Source organism: Salipiger sp., from assembly GCF_059781815.1.
Map to the genome: position 1 here is coordinate 14,359 of NZ_JBYNAH010000083.1, position 4,814 is coordinate 19,172.

Sequence of the window (4,814 nt, forward strand, 5' to 3'; positions counted from 1 at the left end):
CGAGACCAGCTCGCAGAACAAGTACCCGAGCCTCAAGTTCGACGTGGGTGCGGTCAACGATGCCGCCTACATGCTGTTCTCGGCCGGGTTCTACTACAAGACCTTCATGTGGCCGCGCAGCTTCTGGGACAAGGTCTATGAGCCCTTCATCCGCGCGGCCGCCGGTCTCGGCGTGTCGCCCAGCGAGGAAGACCCGGATCACTACGCCTCGCGCTACCTGCATTGCGATGTGCTGATCGTCGGCACCGGCCCGACCGGCCTTGCCGCCGCCCGCGCCGCCGCCGTCGAGGGGCTCAAGGTCGTCATCGTCGACGAGAACCCGGAAGCCGGCGGCACGCTGCTGTCGGAGCCGCAGGCCAAGATCGATGGCCAGCCGGCATGGGACTGGCTCGCCGCCGAGGTCGCCGCGCTCGAGGCGCTGGGCGTCAAGATCATGACCCGCACCACCGCGATCGGCTACTACCACGAGAACATGATCGGCCTGGTGCAGAAGCTCACCGATCACCTGCCGAAGCTGCCCGACGACACCCCGCGCGAGCGCATGTGGCGTGTCCGCGCCGGCCAGGTCGTGCTGGCACAGGGCGCGCTCGAAAAGCCTCTGGTGTTCCACGGCAACGACCGCCCCGGCGTGATGCTGGCGGGCTCGGCCCAGACCTACCTCAACCGCTACGGCGTGCTGGTGGGCAAATCGCCGGTGGTGCTGACCTCGCATGACAGCGCCTGGTACGCCGCCTTTGATCTGGCCGATGCCGGTGCCAAGGTGCAGGCCATCGTCGACACCCGCGAGGGCGTGTCAGAGGCGCTGCAGGCCGAGGCGCGCAAGCGCAACATCCCCGTCAAGCTGTCGCACACCGCGACCGCCACCAGCGGCCGCCTGCGCGTGTCGTCGCTGCGGGTCAACCCGGTCTCCGGCGGTGCCGTCGGCAGCGGCGAGGAGATCAAGTGCGACGCGGTGCTGATGTCGGGCGGCTGGACGCCCTCGCTGCACCTGTTCTCGCACACCAAGGGCTCGCTCGCCTGGGATGACGACCGCACCACCTTCCTGCCCGAAAAGACGCCGGAGAACTGCGTCATCGCCGGCGCCAGCCGCGGTCTCTGGGGCATCGAGGCGGCGCTGAAGGACGGCGCCGAGAAGGGCCGCGAGATCGCAGCGGCGCTCGGCAAGACCGGCACCGAGGTGAGCTACAGCGTCGAGGGCGACCGCCCCGGCACCGGTGTCTCGCACAAGGAGCTGCCGACCGACCGCAGCCCCGGCAAGGCCAAGGCCTTCGTCGACTACCAGAACGACGTGACCGCCAAGGACCTGCGCCTCGCCGTGCGCGAGGGCATGCGCTCGATCGAGCATGTCAAGCGCTACACCACCAACGGCATGGCGACCGACCAGGGCAAGATGTCGAACATCAACGGCCTGAACATCGCCGCCGACGCGCTCGGCAAGAAGCAGCCGCAGGTCGGTCTGACGACCTTCCGTCCGCCCTACACGCCGACCACCTTCGGGGCCTTCGCGGGCTACCATCGCGGCAGCCATTTCGAGGTCACCCGGAAGACCCAGATCGATGCTTGGGCCGAGGAAAACGGCGCGGTGTTCGAGCCGGTCGGCCAGTGGCGCCGGGCGTGGTACTTCCCCAAGGCCGGGGAGAGCATGGATGACGCGGTGCGCCGCGAATGCGCCGCCACCCGCGAGAGCGTCGGCATCTTCGACGCCTCGACGCTGGGCAAGATCGAGGTCGTGGGCCCCGATGCAGTCGAGTTCATGAACCGCATGTACACCAACCCCTGGACCAAGCTCGGCGTGGGCCGCTGCCGCTACGGCCTGCTCTGCGGCGATGATGGCTTCATCCGCGACGATGGCGTCATCGGCCGCATGGGGCAGGACCTGTTCCACGTCACCACCACCACCGGCGGTGCCGCGCGCGTCCTCAACATGATGGAGGACTACCTCCAGACCGAGTGGCCCGACCTCGACGTCTGGCTCACCTCGACGACCGAGCAGTGGTCGACCGTGGCGCTCAACGGCCCCAACGCCGCCAAGCTGCTCGCGCCGCTGGTCGAGGGTGTCGAGCTCACCGAAGAGGCCTTCCCGCACATGTCCTGCGTGGAGTGCACCGTCGCCGGCATGCCGGCCCGGCTGTTCCGCGTCAGCTTCACCGGCGAGATCGGCTTCGAGGTCAACGTTCCGGCCCCCATGGGCCGCCGGCTCTGGGAGACGCTCTGGGAGGCGGGCCAACAATACGGCATCACCGCCTATGGCACCGAGACCATGCACGTGCTGCGCGCCGAGAAGGGCTACATCATCGTCGGTCAGGATACCGACGGCACTGTCACGCCCTATGACGCGGGCATGGGCTGGGCCGTGGGCAAGAACAAGCCCGACTTCGTCGGCAAGCGCGGTCTGGCCCGTCCCGACCTCGTGGCCGAGGGCCGCAAGCAGCTCGTCGGCCTGCTGACCGAGGACAACTCCAAGCTCGAGGAAGGGGCGCAGATCGTCTTCGATCCGAACCAGCCGGTTCCGATGAAGATGGTCGGCCACGTGACCTCGTCCTACGACACCGGCACCGTGGGTCGCCCGATCGCGCTGGCCGTGGTCGAGGGCGGACACTCCCGCATGGGCGAGATCGTCCACATCCCGATGCCCGACCGCACCATCGCCGCCAAGATCACCTCGACGATCTTCGTCGACCCCGAGAACACCCGTCTGAAGATCTGAGGAGAAGAGAATGAACGCACCCGTATCGTCCTTCACCCCCGGCACGCTGGTCGAGACCTCGGCCGCCCGGGTCTCGGCCGCGATGCCCTGCACGCGCCTGTCGCTGCGCGCCCGTGGCGATCTCGCGCCCATCGAGGCGGCGCTCGGTCTGGCGCTCGACGGGCAGATCGGCAGCCGCTCCGCTGCCGAGGGGCTCGAGGCCATGCGCCTCGGCCCCGACGAGTGGATCCTGCACGGCAGCAAGGACGCCGCCGCAAGCGCGGTGACGGCGCTCGCCGGGCTCTACGCCAGCCACCCGCACAGCCTCGTCGACGTGTCGGGCCGCGAGGTCAGCTTCGTGATCGAGGGGGCGCGCGCCGCCGAGCTGCTGACCATCGGCTGCCCGCGCAACATCGAGACGATCCTGCCGGGCTCGGGCCGCCGCACCTCCTTCGACGGTGTGACGGTGGTGCTCTGGCGCGATGCCGAGACCAGCTTCCGCATGGATGTCTGGAACAGCTTCGCGCCGCACCTGCTCGACCTGCTGGCCACCGGCTGCCGCGAACTGGCGGCGGAAAGCCACTGAGCCGGTAGACCTGTGGCACGGGCGAGGTAGTCTTGACCTCGCCCGGCATCCCCGGCCCCTGAGGCCGCTTCCCGTTTCCGCCGGCGCAAGCCACTTTAGGAGAGCAGCGATGTTCCTGTCGGTCTTCGACGTCTTCAAGATCGGGATCGGCCCCTCGTCCTCGCACACGATGGGCCCGATGGTCGCCGCCGCGCGGTTCCTCGACGACCTGCGGGGCGGGGCCGAGAAGATTCCCGGCGCCGGCACCCTGCACCGGCTCGGCGCCAGCCTGCACGGCTCGCTGGCCTGGACCGGCAAGGGCCACGCCACCGACCGCGCGGTGATCCTGGGCTTCTGCGGCCTGTCGCCCGAGACCCTCGATCCCGACAAGGCGGAAGAGCTCGAAGAGACCGTGCGCCGCGAGGGCATGGTCCATCCCGAGGGGCTCGAGCCGCTGGTCTTCGACACCCAAAATGACCTGGTTTTCGATTTCGGCCCGCCGCTGCCCGGCCATGCCAACGGCCTGGTGCTCAAGGCCTATGACGAGGCCGGCAATTCCTATCACCAGCAGACCTATTACTCGGTCGGCGGCGGCTTCGTCCTGACCGCCGCCGAGCTCGAGGCGCAGCGCGCCGGATCGCATGACCTGCACGAGGAGAAGGCCTCGCACGCCTTCCCCTATCCCTTCGGCACCGCCGCCGAGATGCTCGAGATGGGCGCGGCCTCGGGGCTCAGCATCGCGCAGATGAAGCGCGCCAACGAAAGCGTCCTGCACGGCGCGCAGCTCAATGACCGCATCGACCGCATCCTCGACACCATGGACGATTGCGTCGCCCGCGGTCTGACCCAGGAAGGCATCCTCCCCGGCGGGCTCAAGGTCCGCCGCCGCGCCAAGGCGATCCACGACCAACTGCAGGCCGAGCGCGGCATGAACCTCGCCCAGCCGCACCAGGCCAATGACTGGATGAGCGTCTACGCCATGGCGGTGAACGAGGAGAACGCCGCTGGCGGGCGGGTGGTGACCTCGCCGACGAACGGCGCGGCGGGCGTGGTGCCGGCGGTGCTGCGCTACTACCGCGACCATTGCGTCGGCGCGACCCGCGCCGGCTGCCGCGACCTGCTGCTGACCGCGGCGGCGATCGGCGGTCTGATCAAGCACAACGCCTCGATCTCGGGCGCCGAGGCCGGCTGCCAGGCCGAGGTCGGCAGCGCCGCCGCGATGGCCGCCGCCGGGCTCTGCGCCGTGCTGGGCGGCAACAACGCGCAAGTCGAGAACGCCGCCGAGATCGCGCTCGAGCATCACCTGGGCATGACCTGCGATCCCGCCGCCGGGCTGGTGCAGGTGCCCTGCATCGAGCGCAACGCGCTCGGCGCCATCAAGGCGGTCTCCGCCGCCTCGCTCGCCCTGCGCGGCGACGGTCAGCATTTCATGCCGCTCGACAACTGCATCCGCGTGATGCTGCAGACCGGGCAGGACATGAACGAGAAATACAAGGAAACCTCCACCGGCGGGATTGCCGTCAACCTGCCGGAATGCTGAGACAACGAAAGGTCCTACAGGTA

At 69.1% G+C, this 4,814-nt stretch carries 3 protein-coding genes; all 3 read left to right on the plus strand.

The genetic code is table 11. The features are described 5' to 3' along the window. The coding region (locus tag AC6RA4_RS11595) for a sarcosine oxidase subunit alpha family protein (RefSeq protein ID WP_500160434.1) at positions 1–2,707 on the plus strand (2,707 nt) is incomplete at its 5' end. Between the two features lie 10 nt (positions 2,708–2,717). Further along, positions 2,718–3,272, plus strand: a complete 555-nt coding sequence (locus AC6RA4_RS11600) for a sarcosine oxidase subunit gamma (protein ID WP_500160435.1) — start codon at positions 2,718–2,720, stop codon at positions 3,270–3,272. 109 nt (positions 3,273–3,381) lie between these two features. Then, positions 3,382–4,791 carry an L-serine ammonia-lyase gene (locus tag AC6RA4_RS11605; protein ID WP_500160437.1) on the plus strand — a complete coding sequence of 470 codons (1,410 nt, stop codon included), beginning with the start codon at positions 3,382–3,384 and terminating at the stop codon, positions 4,789–4,791. Positions 4,792–4,814 lie beyond the last annotated feature (23 nt).